Source organism: Pseudomonas sp. IT-P12 (assembly GCF_949767465.1).
Lineage (GTDB): Bacteria > Pseudomonadota > Gammaproteobacteria > Pseudomonadales > Pseudomonadaceae > Aquipseudomonas.
The window spans coordinates 595957-617447 of sequence record NZ_CATKPY010000021.1 but is presented as its reverse complement, the minus strand read 5'-3'; the positions used below and the strand labels follow the sequence as shown (position 1 = coordinate 617447).

13 protein-coding genes are annotated in these 21491 nt (G+C 62.2%); 7 read left to right on the top strand and 6 right to left on the bottom strand.

The window, feature by feature from the left end; genetic code table 11:
• The first annotated feature begins 304 nt into the window (after positions 1-304).
• Both rlmKL and ACM6IM_RS11815 read left to right on the top strand, forming a co-directional pair.
• Positions 305-2566 carry a bifunctional 23S rRNA (guanine(2069)-N(7))-methyltransferase RlmK/23S rRNA (guanine(2445)-N(2))-methyltransferase RlmL gene (rlmKL, locus tag ACM6IM_RS11820; RefSeq protein ID WP_414865206.1) on the top strand — a complete coding sequence of 754 codons (2262 nt, stop codon included), beginning with the start codon at positions 305-307 and terminating at the stop codon, positions 2564-2566.
• Positions 2567-2819: 253 nt separating this feature from the next.
• Positions 2820-5213 carry a diguanylate cyclase gene (locus tag ACM6IM_RS11815; protein ID WP_414865205.1) on the top strand — a complete coding sequence of 798 codons (2394 nt, stop codon included), beginning with the start codon at positions 2820-2822 and terminating at the stop codon, positions 5211-5213.
• A 134-nt stretch (positions 5214-5347) separates the two neighbouring features.
• On the opposite strand, the gene dacB is transcribed toward ACM6IM_RS11815, so the two are convergent.
• Positions 5348-6808: a D-alanyl-D-alanine carboxypeptidase/D-alanyl-D-alanine-endopeptidase gene (gene dacB / locus ACM6IM_RS11810; protein WP_414865204.1), complete on the bottom strand. Its 1461-nt coding sequence runs from the start codon at positions 6806-6808 to the stop codon at positions 5348-5350.
• Positions 6809-7040: 232 nt separating this feature from the next.
• On the opposite strand from dacB, the gene ACM6IM_RS11805 reads away from it, so the two are divergent.
• On the top strand, positions 7041-7385 hold the full coding sequence (locus tag ACM6IM_RS11805) for a YggL family protein (RefSeq protein ID WP_192301881.1): 345 nt from the start codon (positions 7041-7043) through the stop codon (positions 7383-7385).
• Positions 7386-7438: 53 nt separating this feature from the next.
• Here the strand turns inward: ACM6IM_RS11805 and ACM6IM_RS11800 are convergent, their stop codons facing one another.
• Positions 7439-8629 (bottom strand): benzoate/H(+) symporter BenE family transporter, encoded by a 1191-nt coding sequence (locus ACM6IM_RS11800; RefSeq protein WP_414865203.1) that lies wholly within the window; start codon positions 8627-8629, stop codon positions 7439-7441.
• Between the two features lie 346 nt (positions 8630-8975).
• On the opposite strand from ACM6IM_RS11800, the gene ACM6IM_RS11795 reads away from it, so the two are divergent.
• On the top strand, positions 8976-9737 hold the full coding sequence (locus tag ACM6IM_RS11795; RefSeq protein ID WP_192301879.1) for a GntR family transcriptional regulator: 762 nt from the start codon (positions 8976-8978) through the stop codon (positions 9735-9737).
• 81 nt (positions 9738-9818) lie between these two features.
• Here the strand turns inward: ACM6IM_RS11795 and guaD are convergent, their stop codons facing one another.
• From guaD to xdhA, 4 genes are all read right to left on the bottom strand, one after another.
• Positions 9819-11123, bottom strand: a complete 1305-nt coding sequence (gene guaD, locus ACM6IM_RS11790; RefSeq protein WP_414865202.1) for a guanine deaminase — start codon at positions 11121-11123, stop codon at positions 9819-9821.
• Positions 11124-11130: 7 nt separating this feature from the next.
• Positions 11131-11988 (bottom strand): xanthine dehydrogenase accessory protein XdhC, encoded by an 858-nt coding sequence (gene xdhC / locus ACM6IM_RS11785; protein WP_201189424.1) that lies wholly within the window; start codon positions 11986-11988, stop codon positions 11131-11133.
• A 116-nt stretch (positions 11989-12104) separates the two neighbouring features.
• A complete protein-coding gene (gene xdhB / locus ACM6IM_RS11780) occupies positions 12105-14504 on the bottom strand; it encodes a xanthine dehydrogenase molybdopterin binding subunit (RefSeq protein ID WP_414865201.1) in 2400 nt (799 codons plus the stop codon).
• The gene (gene xdhA / locus ACM6IM_RS11775; protein ID WP_414865200.1) at positions 14497-15951 is read right to left on the bottom strand and encodes a xanthine dehydrogenase small subunit; all 1455 of its coding nucleotides are present in this window, start codon (positions 15949-15951) and stop codon (positions 14497-14499) included. Before xdhA ends, xdhB begins: the two co-directional genes overlap by 8 nt.
• Positions 15952-16218: 267 nt before the next feature.
• Between xdhA and ACM6IM_RS11770 the strand changes: the two genes are divergently transcribed.
• The 3 genes from ACM6IM_RS11770 (at position 16219) to zipA (ending at position 21482) form a co-directional block, all read left to right on the top strand.
• The gene (locus tag ACM6IM_RS11770) at positions 16219-16878 is read left to right on the top strand and encodes a GntR family transcriptional regulator (RefSeq protein WP_201189850.1); all 660 of its coding nucleotides are present in this window, start codon (positions 16219-16221) and stop codon (positions 16876-16878) included.
• 2 nt (positions 16879-16880) lie between these two features.
• Positions 16881-20369 (top strand): chromosome segregation protein SMC, encoded by a 3489-nt coding sequence (smc, locus tag ACM6IM_RS11765; protein WP_414865199.1) that lies wholly within the window; start codon positions 16881-16883, stop codon positions 20367-20369.
• Between the two features lie 258 nt (positions 20370-20627).
• A complete protein-coding gene (gene zipA, locus ACM6IM_RS11760; protein WP_192301873.1) occupies positions 20628-21482 on the top strand; it encodes a cell division protein ZipA in 855 nt (284 codons plus the stop codon).
• Positions 21483-21491: the final 9 nt, after the last annotated feature.

The following is a 21491-nucleotide window of genomic DNA, read 5'->3' as shown; positions in this document are numbered from 1 at the left end:
AATGTTTATTGCCTGTTCATGGCGCAAACCCCTGTATGATCAGCCCTCCACAAGATGATGACGCTAATCCTCTGCTGAGAATGGCTCCCGTTAACCAGGGCGCTATGCGACGAAGGGTCGCGTTATGACATTTTGTTGCATCAACTTTTTTATCTGTCCGTGCATCTAAGCTCTTCTAACCCGAGCAGCACGGATGGGGCGGCACACCTTCGTGCCACGCGGGCGCTCTTTCAGAAAAGCGCCTGATTGAAAACCGGGCCGGCAATGCGTTGTCGGTCCACTAGCCAAAGGCTCTGTCATTACCATGTCCGATCGTTTCGAACTCTTCCTCACTTGCCCCAAAGGCCTTGAAGGCCTGCTCATCGAGGAAGCCGTCGGGCTTGGCCTTGAAGACGCGCGCGAACACACCTCTGCCGTTCGCGGCATGGCCTCCATGGAAACCGCTTACCGTCTGTGCCTGTGGTCGCGCCTGGCGAACCGGGTGCTGCTGGTGCTCAAGCGTTTCCCGATGAAAAACGCCGAAGACCTGTACCACGGCGTGCTCGATATCGACTGGCAGGATCACATGCTCAGCGACGGCACCCTGGCCGTCGAGTTCAGCGGCCACGGCTCGGGTATCGACAACACTCACTTCGGCGCCTTGAAGGTCAAGGACGCCATTGTCGACAAACTGCGTACCCCGCAAGGCGATCGTCCGTCCATCGACAAACTCAACCCGGACCTGCGCATTCACCTGCGCCTTGACCGTGGCGAAGCGATCCTTTCCCTCGATCTCTCGGGCCACAGCCTGCACCAGCGCGGTTATCGCCTGCAGCAAGGCGCGGCGCCGCTGAAGGAAAACCTCGCGGCGGCCGTACTGATCCGTTCCGGCTGGCCGCGCATTGCGGCCGAGGGCGGCGCGCTGGCCGACCCGATGTGCGGTGTCGGTACGTTCCTCGTCGAAGCGGCGATGATTGCCACCGACATGGCGCCGAACCTGCGCCGTGAACAGTGGGGCTTCTCCGCCTGGCTCGGCCATGTGCCGGCGCTGTGGAAAAAACTGCACGAAGAGGCACTCGAACGTGCCGCGGCCGGCATGGCCCGGCCACCGCTGTGGATTCGCGGTTACGAAGCCGACCCGCGCCTGATTCAACCGGGCCGCAACAACGTCGAGCGTGCCGGCCTGAGCGACTGGATCAAGATCTACCAGGGTGAAGTCGGCACGTTCGAACCGCGCCCTGACCAGAACCAGAAAGGCCTGGTCATCTGCAACCCGCCGTACGGCGAGCGCCTGGGCGACGAGGCCAGCCTGCTGTATCTCTACCAGAACCTCGGCGAACGTCTGCGCCAGGCCTGCCTGAACTGGGAAGCCGCGGTGTTCACCGGCGCCCCGGACCTGGGCAAGCGCATGGGCATTCGCAGCCACAAGCAGTATTCGTTCTGGAACGGCGCGTTGCCGTGCAAGCTGTTGCTGATCAAGGTCACGCCGGACCAGTTCGTCACCGGCGAGCGTCGTACCCCGGAGCAGCGTCAGGTCGAGCGTGAGCAGGCCGCGTACGATCAGACCCCGGACGCACCGCAGGAGCGCCAGTACAACAAGAACGGCAACCCGATCAAACCGGCCCCGGTAGTCATCGAACAGCCGCGCTTGAGCGAAGGCGGGCAGATGTTCGCCAACCGCCTGCAGAAAAACCTCAAGGCGCTGGGCAAGTGGGTCAAGCGTGAAGGCATCGACTGCTACCGCGTCTACGATGCCGACATGCCGGAATACTCGATGGCCATCGATCTGTATCAGGACTGGGTCCACGTCCAGGAATACGCCGCGCCGAAATCCATCGACCCGGAAAAAGCCTCGGCGCGCATGTTCGACGCACTGGCGGCGATTCCGCAGGCATTGAACGTCGACAAGAGCCGCGTGGTGGTCAAGCGTCGCGAGCGTCAGAGCGGCACCCGGCAGTACGAACGCCAGGCCGCCCAGGGCAAGTTCGTCGAGGTCAGCGAAGGCGGCATCAAGCTGTTGGTCAACCTCACCGACTACCTCGACACCGGGTTGTTCCTCGACCATCGGCCCATGCGCATGCGCATTCAGAAAGAGGCTGCAGGCAAGCGCTTCCTCAATCTGTTCTGCTACACCGCGACCGCCAGTGTTCACGCGGCCAAGGGCGGCGCGCGCAGCACCACCAGTGTCGACCTGTCGAAGACCTACCTCGACTGGGCGCGTCGCAACCTGTCGCTGAACGGTTTTTCCGACAAGAACCGCCTGGAGCAGGGCGATGTCATGGCCTGGCTCGAGGCCAGCCGTGACGAGTACGACCTGATCTTCATCGACCCGCCGACCTTCTCCAACTCCAAGCGCATGGAAGGGGTATTCGACGTGCAGCGTGACCAGGTGCAGTTGATCGACCTGGCCATGGCCCGACTGGCACCGGGCGGCGTGCTGTATTTCTCCAACAACTTCCGCAAGTTCGAACTGGAGCCCAACCTCAGCGAGCGTTATGCGGTCGAGGAGATCACGGCCCAGACCATTGATCCGGATTTTGCCCGTAATGCCAAGATCCACCGTGCCTGGAAAATCACCGCGCGTTAATGGATAACCCCCTGTGGGAGCGAGCCGTCTCCGGGCGGCGTTGCGACGATGAACCCGATAACGCTGCCGGGTGTCAGGCATCCAGCGTTATCGTCATGCTCCATCGCGAGCAGGCTCGCTGCCACCCTTGCAGTTCCCCTTTCCGTCGGCCCTTTAAGCCTTCGATGTGGGGCTGGCCAAATTAGTGGCTAATAGCTATAACTCAGACATGGCCAATGCGCATTTTCAGCACCTGGCGTTTTGAGTGGCCTTTATGTCGTTGTACTCCGTACGCCCCAAGATTCTGGGCTTTATCAGTGAAGACGCTTCGGCCTGGCTGGTCGCGCTGCTGGTATTGGTCGTCGGCGGGCTCCTCACCGGTTTGCTCGCCTGGTCGACCCTGAATCTGTTCGACCAACAATTGCACCAGCGTTTTCAACTGCTGGCCAGCGAACGTTACAGCCGTATCACCGAGCGTTTCGAAGATCAGGAACAGCGCCTGGACGGGCTGCGGCGTTTTTTCATCAACTCCGATTCGATTCAACGCGACGAATTCAACGGCTACACCCAACCCCTGTTGCGCCGGACCCAGGCGTATTCGTTTGCCCTGAGGGTGAAGGGGGCCGATCGTACCGAGTTCGAGCGCCGGGTACAGGCCGAGGGGTTGCCGGACTTCACCGTTCGCGAACTCAATGCCGATGGCCAGTTGCAACTGGCGGCTGAACGCGACGAGTACGTGCCGGTGCTCTACAGCGAGACCCAAAGCAAGCTCGGCGCACCGCTGGGTTACGATCTGCTGGCCCAGCCCCTGCGTCGCGCCACCCTCGACCGGGCCGACGAGCATGGGCAGATGGCGGTGTCGCAACCGATGCACCTGGTCAGTATCGAGCCGGCTTATGCACGGGGCGTGCTGCTGGTGGCGCCGGTGATCCTGCGTAACAGCAGTCCCGGCAGCAAACCCTTCGGCTACGTGATGGCGGTGATCAGCATGCGCCAGTTGCTGGCGGACGACCTGCCGGAACCCAGCCGCGATTACCTGTCGGTGCGCATACTCGACCTGTCCACCGACGATCAGCACGAAGTGCTCTACGAATCCCCCAGCGGGCCTGCCGACAGCGAGTTGGGCGCGACCCGGGAACTGCGGCTGGCCGACCACGATTATCAGGTCGATATCCAGCCCAGCGAGGCATTCCTGAAGGCCAACCATTCTTCGGTGAGCAGCCTGGTGATCCTCGGCGGCCTGCTCAGTCTGTTGCTCAGCGCGCTGCTCTATGTGCTGGTCAGCCAGCGCCAGCGTGCCTTGAAAATGGTCGAGCAACGAACCCAGGAGCTGCGTGCCCGGGAGCAGGAGCTGCGCGGCACCCATGGCCAGTTGCGGGGTGTGCTGAACGCCGCGACCCAGGTCGCGATCATCGCCACCGACCTGCGCGGTGTGATCAGCACCTTCAATGCCGGGGCGGAACAGATGCTCGACTACTCCAGCCTCAACGTGGTGGGGCACATGACACTGGAGAACCTGCTTCTGCCCCGGGAGCTGGAAGCGCGTTCGGCGGAGTTGAGCGCGCGTTACGGCAAACCGATCCCGACGTGTCAGGCGATGCTGGTGGAAGGCGGCGAGGAGGGCGGACACGAGGCGCGGGAGTGGACCCTGGTGCGCAGCGACGGCAGCCACCTGACGGTGAACATGCTGGCGACACCGGTGCTCGACGAACAAGGCTTGTGGGTCGGGCACCTGGCGATCTGCATCGACGTCACCGAACGCAAGCGGGTGCATGAGGCGCTGGCGGCGCGGGACCTGTTGCTGAAGAAGCTCAGTGCCCATCTGCCTGGCGGGATCTACCAGTTCAAGATGGAGTTCGACGGGCGTTTCAGTGTGATCTACGCCAGCGATGGCATCCGCGAGATCTACGAACTCGAGCCGGAGGTGTTGCTGCTCGACGCCGAAGCGATCTTCACCCGGATTCATCCCCAGGACACTTCGCGGGTCCGCTCCTCGATCCGGGCATCGGCGGACACGCTCAGCCCGTGGCGCGAGGAATACCGCGTGCTGCTGCCCACCCGCGGCCTGCGCTGGGTGCGTGGCGAGGCGACGCCGGAAGAACTGCCGGGCGGCGGCGTGCTCTGGCACGGCTACATTTCTGACATCTCCGACCTGAAACGGGTGGAAGAAGAGTTGCGGGCGTTGTCGATCACCGATTCGCTGACGGGGATCCACAACCGTCGCTACTTCCAGGAGCGCCTGACCACCGAAATGGCGAGGGTCGAGCGGGGCGGTGGCGAGTTGTCAGTGATCATGCTCGACATCGACCACTTCAAACGCATCAATGACCAGCACGGCCATGCGGTGGGCGACCGGGTGTTGCAGGCGGTGTGCGAGCGCATCGGCCATCGGCTGCGGCGCACCGACGTGTTCTGTCGCCTGGGCGGCGAAGAGTTCATGGTGCTTTGCCCGGACATCGACGGCGAGAAGGCCTATCGACTGGCACTGGAGTTGTGGCAAGGGCTGCGCAGCACGCCGATCGACGACGTCGGCATCGTCACCGCGAGTTTCGGCATCGCCAGTTGGCGGGTGGGCGAAGGCGCGGACGCGCTGCTGCTGCGGGCCGACTCCGGGGTCTACGTGGCGAAGCAGGCCGGTCGGGATCGGGTTGAAGGCGAGATGAACTAAGGGCGCACGCAGAACCCTGTGGGAGCGGGCTTGCTCGCGATGGCGGTGGATCAGTCAATACATATGTCGACTGATCCAACGCCATCGCGAGCAAGCCCGCTCCCACATTTGATTCCGGTGTATCGAAAATCGGGTTACAGCACCGAAGCCGTCTCAGGCAGTTTTGGCTGGCGATACAGGTCCAGCAGCACCTGGTCGAGCACCGACGACGCGCCAAACGGCGCCTTGTCGTTGAGAATCGCCACCACCGCCCAGGTGTTGCCGTTGACGTCGCGGCTGTAACCGGAGATCGCGCGCACGGTGTTCAGCGTGCCGGTCTTGACGTGGGCCTCACCGCGCATGGCGGTGGTTTTCAAGCGTTTACGCATGGTGCCGTCGGTCCCGGCAATCGGCATCGAACTGATGAACTCGGCAGCGTACGGGCTGCGCCATGCGGCTTGCAGCATCGCTGCCATTTCCCGTGCGCTCACACGCTCGGATCGCGACAGGCCGGAACCGTTCTCCATCACCAGGTGCGGCGCGGTGATGCCTTTTTTCGCCAACCACTGACGCACCACGCGCTGGGCGGCCTTGGCGTCGTCGCCGTCGGCGTCGGTGCGGAATTTCTGGCCCAGGCTCAGGAACAGCTGCTGGGCCATGGTGTTGTTACTGTATTTATTGATGTCGCGGATGATTTCCGCCAGGTCCGGGGAGAAGGCACGAGCCACGACCTTGGCGTCCTTGGGCGTAGACGCCAGTACGTCCTTGCCCTGGATGCTGCCGCCCAGTTCCTTCCAGATCGCGCGCACGGCACCGGCGGTGTAGGTGGCGTGGTCAAGCAGCGACAGGTAGGTCTGCGAGCTGCAGCCGTCGCCCAACTGGCCGCCGACGGTCACGGTGACGGAGCCATCCGGCTGGGTCACCGGGTTGTAGCGCACGCCGCCGGTACATTGTTTGGAGTTGATGGCCTTGACCTGGTTTTCGATGCGGATGCTCGCAATCGGCGGTTCGACCGACACCAGCACCCGACCGTTGTCGTTGCGCGCCACGAAGCGCAGGGCCTTGAGGTTGACCAGCAGCGAGTCGGGCTTGACCAGGAACGGTTTGTTCTCGTCATTGCCGTCATCGTTGAACTCGGGCAATTGAGGTTGCAGGAAGAAGCCGCGATCCAGCACCAGGTTGCCGGTGACCTGGGTGACGCCGTTGGCGCGCAGGTCGCGCATCAACAGCCAGAGTTTTTCCATGTTCAGCTTCGGATCGCCGCCACCCTTGAGGTACAGGTTACCGTTGAGAATGCCACCACTGAGGGTGCCGTCGGTGTAGAACTCGGTTTTCCACTGGTGGTTGGGGCCGAGCATTTCCAGGGCCGCGTAGGTGGTCACCAGCTTCATGGTGGAAGCGGGGTTGACCGAGACATCCGCGTTGTAAATGGTCGGGGTGCCCGGGCCGTTGAGCGGGATCATCACCAGCGACAGGGCGTTGTCCGGCAGCTTGCTGGCCTTCAGGGCCTTTTCGACGTTGGGCGTCAGCGCGGTGTTAATGGTGGCGGCGGATACAGGGAGGGCCAGGGGCACAAGAAGACTGGCCAGCAACAATGGACGCAAAGATTTGATCATGTGAAATAAAACCCTACAGCCGAGGGGGAAAAGAGGAGGGCATGAAAATAAAAACCCTCGGTGACATGAAAGTGTCGGCATTATGCCCCAAGGTGCAACCCCTTGTGCCGTACGCGGGGGGACCGAACCGCTATTTTTTTACAGGCGGTTGCCGTTCGCGTCCAGAGAGCCGGGCAATTGGCCGCTTAAACTGCTAAAGTGCGGCCCGTTATTACTTATGAGGATTGTTCCAATGGCGACTAACCGTTCCCAGCGTCTGCGCAAAAAACTGTGCGTCGATGAATTTCAAGAGCTGGGTTTCGAACTGAACCTGGATTTCAAGGACGATTTGGCTGATGAAGCCATTGATGCTTTCCTCGACGCATTCCTCAAAGAAGCCATGGAAGCCAACGGTCTGGGCTACGTGGGCGGCGACGACTTCGGTCTGGTGTGCCTGCAGAAGCGTGGCTCGGTGTCCGAAGAGCAGCGTGCCGCTGTGGAAGCCTGGCTCAAGGGCCGCAGCGAACTGACCGAAGTCACCGTCAGCCCGCTGCTCGACGTCTGGTACCCGGAAAAGCCGATCAATCCGAAAGCCTGATGTCATGAAAAACGGCGACCCAAGGGTCGCCGTTTTTTTGTCTGGCTGGACGCTCAGGCCTTGCGCCAATTCAGAATCACCAGCGTCACCACCCCCGCCACAATCCCCCAGAAGGCCGAACCGATGGAGAACAGCGTCAGCCCCGACGCCGTGACCATGAAGGTGATCAGCGCCGCTTCTCGTTCCTTCATTTCGCTCATGGCGATGCTCAGGCCATTGATGATCGAGCCGAACAACGCCAGAGCGGCAATCGACAGCACCAGTTCCTTGGGCAACGCAGCGAACAACGCTGCCAGCGTCGCGCCGAACACCCCGGCGATCCCGTAGAAAATCCCGCACCAGACCGCTGCCGTATAACGCTTGTGGCGATCTTCGTGGGCGTGCGGCCCGGTGCAGATGGCCGCGCTGATGGCGGCCAGGTTGATCCCGTGGGAACCGAATGGCGCCAACAGCAGCGAGGCGATGCCGGTGGTGATGATCAAGGGCGACGCCGGGACGTGGTAACCGTCGGCGCGCAGGACCGCAATGCCCGGCATGTTCTGCGAGGTCATCGCCACGACGAACAACGGGATGCCAATGCTGATGGTCGCGGCCAGGGAGAAATGCGGCGTGGTCCAGACCGGCGTCGCCACCTCCAGATGAAAGGCGCTGAAATCCAGCAAACCCATGAGCCCGGAGAGCGCGGTGCCGATCAGCAGCGCGGCGAGTACCGCGTAGCGCGGCGACAGGCGCTTGACCACCAGGTACGAGAAAAACATCCCCAGTACCAGGGCGGTGCGATGCTGCGCAGCGACAAAGATCTCACTGCCGATCTTGAACAGGATTCCCGCCAGCAACGCTGCGGCCAACGACGCCGGGATCTTTTTCACCAGGCGTTCGAAACTGCCGGTCAACCCGCAGATCGTCACCAGCACCGCACAGGTCACGTAGGCACCAATGGCTTCGCCGTAGGTCACCCCGCCGAGGCTGGTGATCAGCAGTGCCGCGCCGGGAGTCGACCAGGCAATGGTGATCGGTGTGCGATAACGCAGGGACAGGCCGATCGAACACACCGCCATGCCGATCGAGATGGCCCAGATCCACGAGGAAATCTGCCCGCTGTTCAGGCCTGCCGCTTGCCCGGCCTGGAACATCAGCACCAGCGAACTGGTGTAGCCGGTCATCATCGCGATGAAACCGGCGACGATGGCCGAAGGCGATGTGTCGGCCAGTGGGCGCAGTGGGGCGTGTGTGGCGTCGGTCATGACAGCGGTGTTCCTGATGATGAGCGTCGGTGGGGAAATCCCCGCTGAACCCTGTGGGAGCGGGCTTGCCCGCGAAGGCGTCTGTACATTCGGCATCGACATCGGCTGGCACACCGCTATCGCGAGCAAGCCCGCTCCCACAGAAATCGCGGATTCTGTGTTCAAGCCTAAACTCAAATGTAAGCAGGCGTTGCCATACAGCGGAAGGGACAAACAGCCGTACAGTCGTGTTGCCACCACCCATTGTGTACAATCGCCGTGATTTCTACGCGATACTTGCCAGCGACCCGCTGTGCCGTATTACAGTCACGGTCAATTCGCCGCAGTTCTTCCGACCCGAGTACCCATGAACGAACAGTTGCAGCCCCTCAAGAAACAACCGCGAGCCGCTAAAGCCGGCCGCAGCGGAACCCAGGACGATATTGTCTATGCGCATATCTTCGAGGCCATCCTCGAACAGCGCCTGGCGCCCGGCACCAAGTTGAGCGAAGAAGCGCTGGGGGAAATTTTCGGGGTCAGTCGTACCATCATCCGCCGCGCATTGTCGCGCCTGGCCCATGAAGGCGTCGTACTGCTGCGACCGAATCGCGGCGCCGTGGTGGCCAGCCCGAGTGTCGATGAAGCGCGCCAGGTGTTCTTCGCCCGTCGCCTGGTCGAACGCGCGATCACCGAGCTGGCGGTGCAGCACGCCAGCGCCGAGGACATCGCCGAATTGCGGCAGATGGTCAATGACGAGCGCGACAGCTTCTCCCGTGGTGATCGCGGTGCCGGCATCCGCCTGTCGGGCGAATTTCACCTGAAACTGGCCGAGGCCGCGAAGAATGCGCCATTGATCAGCTTCCAGCGCAGCCTGGTGTCCCAGACTTCGCTGATCATCGCCCAGTACGAAAGCGGCAACCGCTCCCACTGTTCCTACGACGAGCACACCCAACTGATCGATGCCATCGAAGCGCGCAACAGCGAGCTGGCGGTGGACCTGATGATGCACCACATGAACCACATCGACAGCAAGCTCAACCTCGACGAGGAAGGCGCGTCCGATGACCTGCATGCGGTGTTCTCGCATTTGCTGCAGAGCAAGAAGCCGGGGCGTTCGGCCAAGCTGTGAGCTGAGTTGCCTTCATCGCGAGCAGGCTCGCTCCCACAGGGATAGTGTGATCCTTGTGGGAGCGAGCCTGCTCGCGATTGCTTAGCGCTGATGCACCAGGTTGCCCGCCGCATATGTCTGCGCCACCGTCCGGTCATCGCCCAGCGTCATCAACACGAACAACGTCTCGGCGATGTTGTTGGCCTGCTTCAGGCGATAGCCGAGCAGCGGCGTGGCGTTGTAGTCCAGCACCAGGAAGTCGGCGTCGCTACCCGGTTGCAGGTTGCCGATCCGGTCTTCCAGGCGCAGTGCGCGGGCGCCGCCGAGGGTGGCCAGGTACAGCGACTTGAACGGGCTCAGGCGCGCGCCCTGCAACTGCATGACCTTGTACGCTTCGTTCAGGGTTTGCAGCAGCGAGAAACTGGTGCCGCCACCGACATCGGTTCCCAGGCCGACATTCAGTTTGTGCTTCTCGGCCATCGGCAGGTTGAACAAGCCGCTGCCGAGGAAGAAGTTCGACGTCGGACAGAAGGCAACCGCAGAACCGGTTTGCGCCAGGCGCGCGCATTCGTCGTCGCACAGGTGCACACCGTGGGCAAACACCGAGCGCTCGCCGAGCAACCGATAGTGATCGTAGACGTCGAGGTAGCCCTTGCGCTCGGGGAACAGCGCTTTGACCCACTCGACTTCCTTGAGGTTTTCGCTGATGTGGGTCTGCATGTACAGGTCTGGGTATTCGCTCAGCAACTGACCCGCAAGGGTCAACTGTTCCGGGGTGCTGGTCGGGGCGAAACGCGGGGTGACGGCGTAGTGCAGGCGGCCCTTGCCGTGCCAGCGCTCGATCAGCGCCTTGCTTTCGACATAGCTGGATTCAGCGGTGTCGGTCAGGTAATCCGGGGCGTTGCGGTCCATCATCACCTTGCCGGCGATCATCCGCAGGTCCAGGCGTTCGGCGACTTCGAAGAACGAGTTCACCGACTGCGGGTGCACGCTGCCGAACACCAGGGCGGTGGTGGTGCCGTTGCGCAGCAGTTCCTTGATGAAGATGTCCGCGACTTCATCGGCATGGGCCTTGTCGGCGAACTGGCTTTCGCAGGGGAAGGTGTAGGTGTTGAGCCAGTCCAGCAGTTGCTCGCCGTAGGCGCCGACCATGCCGGTTTGCGGCAGGTGGATATGGGTGTCGATGAACCCGGGAGTGATCAACGCGTCCTGGTAATGGGTGATCTCGATATCGGCGGGCAGGGTGGGCAACAGGTCGCTGGCGTGACCAAGGGCGCTGATCCGGCCGTTATCGACCACCAGCAAGCCGTCCTCGAAATACTCGTAGGACGCTTCGGTCCCCACGTCGGCAGGGTCGGCGATGCTGTGCAGGATGGCGGCGCGGTAGGCTTTGCGAGTCAGAGGCATAAGGTTCTCAGTTCGAGGCTTTCAAGTGTGCGGTAGGGCTGCGGCGTGACACGGGCAGCAGTTTGGCGATCGGTTCGGCACGCGAGGTTTGCTGGCCGAAATTCGCGTTGTAGGTGGCGATGATTTCACCGGCGATGGAGATGGCGATTTCCACCGGCAGCTTGCCCTTGACCTCGCCAAGCCCCATCGGGCAACGCATGCGTTGCAGCACGTCGCTGTCGAAACCACGCTCGCGCAGGCGGTGTTCGAACTTGACCCGTTTGGTCCTGGAGCCGATCAGGCCGAAATAGGTGAAGTCGTTGCGTTTGAGCATCGCGGCAGTCAATTCGAGGTCGAGCTGGTGGTTGTGGGTCATGACGATGCAATAGCTGCCGGGGGGCAGGTCGTCGATTTCATCCACAGGCTCCTCGCTGACGATCTTGCGCACGCCAGGGGGGATCTGCCCGGGGAACTCGGCGTCCCGCGAGTCGATCCAGCGCACGCGGCAGGGCAGGCTGGCGAGCAGGGGCACCAACGCGCGGCCGACATGCCCGGCGCCGAACACGGCGATCTGCGCCTGCACCTGACCCATGGGTTCGAACAGCAGCACGGTCGCGCCGCCGCAACACTGACCGAGGCTGGCGCCGAGGCTGAAGCGCTCCAGGTGGGTGTCCTGGCGGCCGCTGGCAAGCATTTCGCGGGCGATCTGCATGGCCTTGTATTCAAGGTGCCCGCCACCGATGGTGTCGAAAGCCTGGCTGGCGCTGATGACCATCTTCGAGCCGGCATTGCGCGGCGTCGAGCCGAGCTCTTCGATGATGGTCACCAACACGCAGGGCTCACTGCGGTTTTGCAGGTCGGCGAGGGCGTCGATCCAGTTGTACATGTTCACCTCGACATCGTTGTTGTTTGTACCGGCCTCTTCGCGAGCAAGCCCGCTCCCACATTTGGAATGCATTCCCCTGTGGGAGCGGGCTTGCTCGCGAAGGCCTCACCTCGGTCTCAGAGCGGAGCCAACTCGGCTTCAGCATCTACAGCCTTCACCGCCTTCAACTGGCGCATCTGCTCGCACCCCCACAACACCCGCTCCGGCGTCGCCGGCGCGTCGATCTTCGGTTGATGCCGGTAGTCACCCAGGCTCGCCACGGCGTCCTTGATGGCGCACCACGCGGCAATACCGAGCATGAACGGCGGTTCGCCCACGGCCTTGGAATGGAACACCGTGTCTTCCGGGTTCTTGCGGTTTTCCACCAGCTTCACCCGCAGGTCCAGGGGCATGTCCGCCACGGCCGGGATCTTGTAGCTGGCCGGGCCGTTGGTCATCAGCTTGCCCTTGTTGTTCCACACCAGCTCTTCCATGGTCAGCCAGCCCATGCCCTGGATGAACCCGCCCTCGACCTGGCCGATGTCGATGGCCGGGTTCAACGAGGCGCCGACGTCGTGGAGGATGTCGGTACGGAGCATTTTGTATTCGCCGGTCAGGGTGTCGACCAGCACTTCGCAGCACGCCGCACCGAAAGCGAAGTAGTAGAACGGACGGCCCCGGGCCTGGCTGCGGTCGTAGTAGATTTTCGGGGTCTTGTAGAAGCCGGTGCTCGACAGCGACACCTGGGCGAAATACGCCTGCTGGATCAGTGCCTCGAACGTCAGGATGTGATCGCGTACCCGCACGTGTCCGTTGTGGAATTCCACGTCCTCTTCACTGACCTTGTACTGGCGCGCGGCAAATTCCACCAACCGTTGCTTGATGGTTTCGGCGGCGTTCTGTGCGGCCTTGCCGTTCAGATCGGCACCGCTGGACGCGGCGGTGGGGGAGGTGTTCGGCACCTTGTCGGTGTTGGTCGCCGTGATCTGCACCCGGTCCATTTCCACCTGGAACACTTCGGCCACCACCTGCGCGACCTTGGTGTTCAGGCCCTGGCCCATCTCGGTGCCGCCGTGGTTGAGGTGGATGCTGCCGTCGGTGTAGACATGCACCAGCGCACCGGCCTGGTTAAGGAAGCTGGCGGTGAAGGAAATGCCGAATTTCACCGGGGTCAGCGCCAGGCCTTTTTTCAGGATCGGGCTGTTGGCGTTGTAGCGACGAATCGCTTCGCGACGCTCGGCGTACTGGCTGCTTTGTTCCAGTTCCGCGGTCATTTCCTCGAGCATGTTGTGCTCGACGGTCTGGTAATAGTGGGTGACGTTGCGCTCGGTCTTGCCGTAGTAGTTGGCTTTGCGCACCGCCAGCGGGTCGAGGGCCAGGTGCCGGGCGATGGCGTCCATCACTTCCTCGATGGCGACCATCCCTTGCGGGCCGCCGAAACCCCGGTAGGCGGTGTTCGACGCGGTGTTGGTCTTGCAGCGATGGCCGTTGATGGTGGCATCGCCCAGGTAGTACGAATTGTCCGAGTGGAACATCGCCCGGTCGACAATCGAGGCCGAGAGGTCCGGTGAGCAACCGCAGTTTCCCGCCAGTTCCAGGGCGATGCCGTGCAGCCGGCCGGTGCTGTCGAAGCCGACGTCGTATTCGACATAGAACGGGTGGCGCTTGCCGGTCATCAGCATGTCTTCGACGCGCGGCAGGCGCATCTTGGTCGGCTGGCCGGTGAGGTGGGCGATGACCGCGCACAGGCAGGCCGGACTTGCGGCCTGGGTTTCCTTGCCACCGAAACCGCCGCCCATGCGGCGCATGTCGACGACGATCCTGTTCATCGACACGTCGAGCACTTCGGCCACCAGTTTCTGCACTTCGGTGGGGTTTTGCGTGGAGCAGTAGACGATCATGCCGCCGTCTTCGGTGGGCATCACCGAAGAAATCTGGGTTTCGAGGTAGAAATGCTCCTGGCCACCGATGTGCAACGTGCCCTGGATGCGATGTTCTGCGGTCGCCAGCGCGGCAGCCGAATCGCCACGTTGATGGGTATGGCTGTCGAGCACGAAATGGCGTTTGCGCAGGGCTTGGATCACATCGAGCACCGGTTCGAGGTCTTCGTATTCGATGATCGCGGCCATGGCGGCCTGGCGTGCGGTTTCCAGGTCCCTGGCGGCGACGGCCACCACCGGCTGCCCGACGAATTGCACGGTATCGATGGCCAGCAAGGGATCGCCCGGCAGCAAGGGGCCGATGTCTTTCAGGCCGGGCACGTCTTCGTGGGTAATGGCGATGCGCACGCCCTCGAAGGCGTAGCACGGCGCGGTGTCGATGCGCAGGATCCTGGCGTGGGCACGGTCCGACAGGCGCGCGTAAACGTGCAGTTGATTGGGAAACTCCAGGCGGTCGTCGATGTACTGCGCTTCCCCGGACACATGCTTGGCGGCGCTGTCGTGCCTGACGCTGCGGCCGACACCGGTGGTCAGGTCCTTGGCGAACAGTTCAGCCAGTTCGGCCTGGGTCTTCTCTACGGCGTGATGGTTAGACATAAGCGGTCACCCGGGTCTCGATGTGCGGCGTTTGCAGTTCGATGAAGTATTTGCGCAGCAGGTTCTGTGCGCTGAGCAAGCGATATTCCTTGCTGGCGCGGAAGTCCGAGAGCGGCGTGAAATCCTCGGCCAGCGCGGCGCAGGCACGTTCCACGGTGGCGTTGTCGAAGGGCGCGTTGCGCAGCACGGCTTCACAGGCGCTGGCGCGTTTCGGGATGGCGGCCATGCCGCCGAACGCGACGCGGGCGTCGCCGATCACGCCGTTTTCCAGGCGCAGGTTGAAGGCGGCGCAGACAGCGGAAATGTCATCGTCCAGGCGCTTGGACACCTTGTAGGCGCGGAACGACTGCTCGGCACTGGCTCGCGGCACGATGATCTTCTCGATGAACTCGCTTTCCTGGCGCGCCGTGACCCGGTAATCGATGAAGTAGTCCTCCAGGGCGATGGTGCGGCGGGTTTCGCCCTTGCACAGGACTATTTGCGCGCCAAGGGCAATCAGCAGCGGTGGCGAGTCGCCGATGGGCGAGGCGTTGCCGATGTTGCCGCCAAGGGTGCCCTGGTTGCGGATCTGCAGGGAGGCGAAGCGTTGCAGCAATTCGCCAAAATCCGGGTACTCGGCCTTCAGTGCTGCGTAGCAGTCGGAGAGGGCGGTGGCGGCACCGATTTCCAGGCGATCGTCAAAGCGTTCGATGCGCTTCATCTCGGCGACGTTGCCCACGTAGATCATCACCGGCAGGGTGCGGTGGAACTGCGTGACTTCCAGTGCCAGGTCGGTGCCGCCGGCCAGCAGGCGGGCCTGCGGATAGGCGTCGTAGAGGTCCGCCAGGTCGGCCACGGTGAGTGGCACCAGGCAGCGTTTGTCGCCACTGTTGAGTTCGCCGATGTCCGTGGGGGCGATGGCTTTCAGGCGCGCGATGGTCTCGGCTTCCCGGGCATCGAACTGATCGGGTTGTTTGCCGCAGCAGGACTGCTCGGCGGCTTGCAGGATCGGCCGATAGCCGGTGCAGCGGCACAGGTTGCCGGCCAGGGCTTCGTGGGCCTTGTGCTGATCCGGCGCATCGCTGTTCTTTTGCAGGGCAAAAAGCGACATGACGAAACCGGGGGTGCAGAAGCCGCACTGCGAGCCGTGGCACTCGACCATGGCTTTTTGCACGCTGTGCAGTTCGCCCTGGTGCTTGAGGTCTTCGACGCTGATCAGTTGCTTGCCGTGCAGGGACGAAACGAAGGTCAGGCAGGAATTGAGGCTGCGATAGCGAATGTGCTCGCGGCCCGCCGCATCCGTCTGCAACTCGCCGACCACCACAGTGCAGGCGCCACAGTCACCGCTGGCGCAGCCTTCCTTGGTGCCGGGTTTGCCCACATGCTCGCGCAGGTAGTTGAGGACGGTCAGGTTCGGGTCCAGGGCGTGCTCGCTTCGGAGTTCCTGGTTGAGTAAAAACTGGATCACGGAAGGCCTCGCAGATTCATTATTGTTGTTAAGCGACTGGGACTGAATTTATCAGTTCTGACTTTTGGGTCAATGATTTTCTGACTTAAGGGTCAGGAAAAATCATTTTGTCGATCAACAGCACGTTTCTTCAGTATTGACCCTGAAGCACCTGTCTGCTTTTTGCGGGTTTCATGCCAAAAACCGCTGCGTGGGCACTCCGCCATGACCCATCATGTGCGCTACACTGCGCCGCTTGTGCAGATCGAAGAGTTTGAAGGGACAACCATGACGTTCAAGGCGCCGGACAGCCTCGCCGAGCAAATCGCTCACCACCTCGCCGAACGCATCATTCGTGGCGAAATGAAGCCCGGAGAGCGCATCCAGGAACAGAAGGTCACGCTGGCCCTCAATGTCAGCCGCGGATCGGTCCGCGAAGCCTTGCTGATCCTCGAGCGTCGTCACCTGATTGCGATTTTGCCGCGACGTGGCGCGCACGTAACCGAACTCACTGCTCACAAAGTGCGCAGCCTGTGCACCCTGATGGGCGAGCTGTACATCCTGCTCGGCAATGCCGTGGCCAATGGCTGGCAGGTCCAGGCCGACCTTGCGCCGTTCCTGCAGATCCAGCAGCGCTTGCACAGCAGCTACGAACGCCAGGACATCCGCGCCTTCGTCGATGACAGCTTCAATGTGATGCGGGCGGCGTATCCCTTCGCCAACAATCCGTATTTGCAGGAAACCGTCGAGAATCTGCAGCCGGCCATGAGCCGTGCGTACTTTCTCGCCCTGGATCAACGCAAGGCGTCGATGAGCGAATACCTGGCATTGTTCGAACAACTGCTCGCGGCGGTGATCGCCCGCGATTTTCCACAGATCCGCGAAGTACTGACGGCTTATGGCCAGCGCAGTTGCGATCTGGTGGTTTCCGCCCTGACGGACGCCTGAGCGTGCGGCTCAAGTGCATCAAACTGGCGGGGTTCAAATCCTTCGTCGATCCGACCACGGTGAACTTCCCCAGTAACATGGCGGCGGTGGTCGGACCCAATGGATGCGGCAAGTCGAATATCATCGACGCCGTCCGCTGGGTGATGGGCGAGAGCTCGGCCAAGAACCTGCGTGGCGAGTCGATGACCGACGTCATCTTCAATGGCTCGACCAGCCGCAAGCCGGTGAGCCAGGCGAGCATCGAACTGGTGTTCGACAACTCCGACGGCACCTTGATCGGCGAGTACGCCGCGTACGCGGAAATTTCCATTCGTCGCAAAGTCACCCGCGACAGTCAGAACAGTTATTTCCTCAACGGCGCCAAATGCCGCCGTCGTGACATCACCGATATTTTCCTCGGCACCGGCCTGGGCCCGCGCAGCTATTCGATCATTGAGCAGGGGATGATTTCCAAGCTGATCGAAGCCAAGCCGGAAGACCTGCGCAATTTCATCGAGGAAGCGGCGGGGATCTCCAAATACAAGGAGCGCCGGCGCGAAACCGAAAACCGCATCCGTCGCACCCACGAAAACCTCGCCCGCCTGACCGACCTGCGCGAAGAACTGGAACGTCAGCTCGAGCGTCTGCACCGTCAGGCCGAGTCCGCGAAGAAATATCAGGAATACAAGGGCGAAGAGCGCCAGCTCAAGGCCCAGTTGTCGGCGCTGCGCTGGCAGGCACTGAACGAACAGGTCGGACAGCGCGAAGCGGTCATCGGCAACCAGGAAGTCACCTTCGAAGCGCTGGTGGCTGAGCAGCGCAACGCCGACGCTAGCATCGAACGCCTGCGCGACGGTCACCATGACCTGTCCGAGCGATTCAATCTGGTACAGGGGCGCTTCTATTCGGTCGGCGGCGACATTGCCCGGGTCGAGCAGAGCATCCAGCATGGCCAGCAACGCCTGCGCCAATTGCAGGACGACCTGAAGGAAGCCGAGCGCGCGCGCCTGGAGACCGAGTCGCACCTGGGCCACGACCGGACCTTGCTGCTGACCCTGGGCGAAGAGCTGGACATGCTCACCCCGGAGCAGGAAGTCACCAGCGCCGCCGCGGAAGAAGCCGCCGCCGCGCTGGAAGAATCCGAAACCACCATGCACGGCTGGCAGGAACAGTGGGACGCGTTCAACCTCACGGCGGCTGAGCCGCGCCGCCAATCCGAAGTCCAGCAGGCGCGGATCCAGCAGCTGGAAACCAGCCTGGAGCGCCTGGCCGACCGTCAGAAGCGCCTCGCCGAGGAGCGCGACTTGCTGTCGGCGGACCCGGAAGACGCGGCGATCATGGAACTCAACGAGCAACTGGCGGCGAGCGAGGCGACGCTGGAAGACCTGCAGGCCAGTGAAGAGGCGCAGGTCGAACGGCTTGAGCAACTGCGCCAGCAATTGCAGCAGGCCTTGGCGGCGCAGCAACAGGCGCAGGGTGATTTGCAGCGCCTCAACGGGCGACTGGCGTCGCTCGAGGCCTTGCAGCAGGCCGCGCTCGATCCCGGCACCGGTACGGCCCAGTGGCTGCGCGAACAACACCTGGCGGAGCGTCCGCGACTGGCCGAAGGCCTGAAAGTGGACGCCGGCTGGGAGCTGGCGGTGGAAACCGTACTGGGCGCCGACCTGCAGGCGGTGCTGGTGGACGATTTCGCGGGCGTCGACCTTGCCGGTTTCACCCAGGGCGATTTGCGCTTGTTGAGCCCCGCCAGTGATGGCGTGCGCGTGCCCGGCAGCCTGCTCGACAAGGTCGAAGCACAGATCGACCTGTCGCCGTGGCTGGGGCAGGTCAAGCCGGTCGACAGCCTTGAACAGGCCCTGGCCCTGCGCGGGCAATTGGCGACCGGGCAAAGCCTGATCAGCCGTGACGGCTACTGGGTGGGCCGGCACTTCCTGCGCGTGCGCCGGGCCAGCGAGGCGGAAAGCGGCGTCCTGGCCCGGGGCCAGGAAATCCAGCAACTGGGCCTTGAGCGCGAAGCGCGCGAAGCCACGGTCGAAACCCTCGAAACGCAACTGCAGAACCTGCGGGCGCAACAGCGCCAGCAGGAAAACGGTCGCGAACATTTGCGTCGACTGCTGCAGGACGAAGCGCGCCAGCAGGGTGAACTCAAGGCTCAATTGTCTGCGGGCAAGGCCAAGGCCGAGCAGCTGACGCTACGCCGTACGCGACTCGACGAAGAGCTGGCCGAACTGGCCGAACAGCGCGCGCTGGAACACGAAAACATCGGCGAAGCGCGCCTGCAGTTGCAGGAAGCGCTCGATGCCATGGCACTCGACACCGAGCAGCGCGAGCTGCTGCTGGCTCAGCGCGACAGCTTGCGCGAACGCCTTGACCGGGTGCGTCAGGAAGCACGGCAACACAAGGATCACGCCCATCAACTGGCGGTGCGCCTGGGTTCCCTGCGGGCACAGCACGACTCGACGCGCCAGGCGCTGGAACGCCTGGAAATGCAGTCCGAGCGCCTGACTGAAAAACGCGAACAGCTGAGCCTCAATCTGGAGGAGGGCGAGGCGCCGCTGGAAGAGCTGCGCCTGAAACTCGAAGAGCTGCTCGACAAGCGCATGACCGTCGATGAGGAACTCAAGACCGCGCAGATCGCCCTGGAAGATGCCGACCGTGAATTGCGCGACGCCGAAAAACGCCGCAACCAGGCCGAACAGCAATCGCAGCTGATCCGTGGCCAGATGGAATCCCAGCGCATGGAATGGCAAGCCCTGACCGTGCGTCGCAAGGCCCTCGAGGACCAGTTGCTCGAAGACGGCTACGACCTGCACGCCGTGCTCGCCACCCTGGCGGCCGAGGCTAACGAAAAGGACGCCGAGGAAGAACTCGAACGCATTGCCGCACGGATTCAGCGCCTGGGCGCGATCAACCTCGCGGCCATCGACGAATACCAGCAACAATCGGAGCGTAAACGTTATCTGGATGCGCAGAACGACGATCTGGTGGAGGCGCTGGACACCCTCGAGAACGTGATTCGCAAGATCGACAAGGAAACCCGCAACCGCTTCAAGGATACCTTTGATCAGATCAATGGCGGTTTACAGGCGCTTTTCCCAAAAGTTTTCGGTGGAGGCAGCGCCTATTTGGAACTGACGGGCGAAGATCTACTCGATACAGGGGTAACGATCATGGCGCGACCGCCAGGAAAGAAGAACAGCACCATCCATTTGCTCTCCGGTGGCGAAAAAGCCCTGACCGCATTGGCCCTGGTTTTTGCGATCTTCAAGTTGAATCCGGCGCCGTTCTGCATGCTCGATGAAGTGGACGCGCCACTGGATGACGCGAACGTTGGACGCTATGCACGCCTGGTGAAAGAGATGTCGCAGACGGTGCAGTTCATCTATATCACCCACAACAAGATCGCCATGGAAATGGCCGATCAGTTGATGGGGGTGACGATGCACGAACCGGGATGTTCGCGTCTCGTGGCGGTGGATGTCGAGGAGGCCATGGCGATGGTGGACGCCTGAGTCGGCGTTGGCGGGAGGGGTATTTTCGGTCCGTAGGGCTTTTCTGAATGCTCCGACTTGCTGGCAAATCGACATAATCGCGCAAGCCATGGTGACAGACGGTGTAAAGTTGTCTTTGGTCGTGCTAGTTTAATGTCAATTTTTCGTATACGTGGGCAAAACGCCTGTCAGAACATAGAGTTGGCGCCACGTTTTAAAGCGGTTTACCAGTTGTAAACCCCTTATTTTTCAGCATTTTTTATAGAGGCACGGGATTACATGGAAATCGGTCTGCGCGAGTGGCTGATCGTCATCGGCATCATTGTCATTGCCGGTATTCTTTTTGATGGCTGGCGCCGGATGCGCGGCGGCAAGGGAAAACTGAAATTCCGTCTTGATCGAAGTCTGTCCAATTTGCCGGACGACGACGGTAACGCCGAACTGCTGGGCCCGCCCCGCGTTCTGGACACCCATAAAGAACCGCAACTGGACGAGCACGATCTGCCGTCGGTCAGCATGCCCGCCCGTGAACCTCGTGAAACGGGTTCCAAGCGCGGCAAGCGTAGCCATGGTGAACCCTCCCAGGGCGATATGAACCTCAGCCTCGACCTCGATGGCGGCCCGAGCTTCAACAGCCGTGACGACGATTTCCCGGATGACGGCAAGGCCTCGCCGGCGTTGGGCGACAAGGAACAGCCGCAAGCCGAGGAAGTGCTGGTGATCAGCGTGATCTGCCGCGATGCGGCCGGCTTCAAGGGGCCTGCGCTGCTGCAGAACATCCTCGAAAGCGGTCTGCGCTTCGGCGAAATGGACATCTTCCATCGCCACGAAAGCATGGCCGGTAATGGCGAAGTGCTGTTCTCCATGGCCAATGCGGTCAAGCCGGGCGTCTTCGACCTGGACGACATCGATCACTTCAGCACCCCGGCCGTGAGCTTCTTCCTCGGCCTGCCGGGCCCGCGTCATCCGAAGCAGGCCTTTGACGTGATGGTGGCGGCGGCGCGCAAACTGTCCCAGGAGCTCAACGGCGAACTGAAGGACGACCAGCGCAGCGTGCTGACCGCTCAGACCATCGAGCATTACCGTCAGCGCATCGTCGAGTTCGAGCGTCGCGCACTGACCCAGAAGCGTTGATCGGCAGGA

Bases quoted from the DNA above. Each gene is read 5' to 3' on its own strand.
- rlmKL (WP_414865206.1), top strand. From the start codon at position 305: ATGTCCGATCGTTTCGAACTCTTCCTCACTTGCCCCAAAGGCCTTGAA.
- ACM6IM_RS11815 (WP_414865205.1), top strand. From the start codon at position 2,820: ATGTCGTTGTACTCCGTACGCCCCAAGATTCTGGGCTTTATCAGTGAA.
- dacB (WP_414865204.1), bottom strand. From the start codon at position 6,808: ATGATCAAATCTTTGCGTCCATTGTTGCTGGCCAGTCTTCTTGTGCCC.
- ACM6IM_RS11805 (WP_192301881.1), top strand. From the start codon at position 7,041: ATGGCGACTAACCGTTCCCAGCGTCTGCGCAAAAAACTGTGCGTCGAT.
- ACM6IM_RS11800 (WP_414865203.1), bottom strand. From the start codon at position 8,629: ATGACCGACGCCACACACGCCCCACTGCGCCCACTGGCCGACACATCG.
- ACM6IM_RS11795 (WP_192301879.1), top strand. From the start codon at position 8,976: ATGAACGAACAGTTGCAGCCCCTCAAGAAACAACCGCGAGCCGCTAAA.
- guaD (WP_414865202.1), bottom strand. From the start codon at position 11,123: ATGCCTCTGACTCGCAAAGCCTACCGCGCCGCCATCCTGCACAGCATC.
- xdhC (WP_201189424.1), bottom strand. From the start codon at position 11,988: ATGTACAACTGGATCGACGCCCTCGCCGACCTGCAAAACCGCAGTGAG.
- xdhB (WP_414865201.1), bottom strand. From the start codon at position 14,504: ATGTCTAACCATCACGCCGTAGAGAAGACCCAGGCCGAACTGGCTGAA.
- ACM6IM_RS11770 (WP_201189850.1), top strand. From the start codon at position 16,219: ATGACGTTCAAGGCGCCGGACAGCCTCGCCGAGCAAATCGCTCACCAC.
- zipA (WP_192301873.1), top strand. From the start codon at position 20,628: ATGGAAATCGGTCTGCGCGAGTGGCTGATCGTCATCGGCATCATTGTC.